The sequence below is a fragment of the Citrobacter sp. TBCS-14 genome, assembly GCF_005280805.1.
In the GTDB taxonomy this organism is placed as follows: Bacteria; Pseudomonadota; Gammaproteobacteria; order Enterobacterales; family Enterobacteriaceae; genus Citrobacter; species Citrobacter gillenii.
Genome location: NZ_SZWM01001108.1, coordinates 316 through 612 on the forward strand (window position 1 = coordinate 316; position 297 = coordinate 612).

Annotated in this window: 1 pseudogene; it reads right to left on the reverse strand. The window is 47.5% G+C overall.

The annotated features are described in order from the left end of the window. Positions 1–165: 165 nt before the first annotated feature. Positions 166–297 (reverse strand): annotated as a pseudogene (locus FDX22_RS32070) (transcriptional regulator); the annotation flags it as partial.

Genomic DNA, 297 nt, shown 5'->3' on the forward strand with positions numbered 1-297 from the left:
ATGCGTGAACGAGAAATACAGTCCGTGACGGGCATCATCGGCTGGTATATCCGGACCACTGTTGTTTTCCCGTTAAGGTATCGCAGGTTCCGGTCTGGCATTTCACAGCCTGAACAGGGTTAATGATGCACGGATAAAACGGTTTACGGGGAAAGCAGGATCATATTATTCGTTGTTATGGCTTCCTTTACCGGTGCCTGCCTGCGGGCAGTAGAGATCATATAAGGTATTTAACAACGTCATGATACGGTTATCCTCAATACGGTAATATACCATTTTACCTGCCCGTCGGGTCTC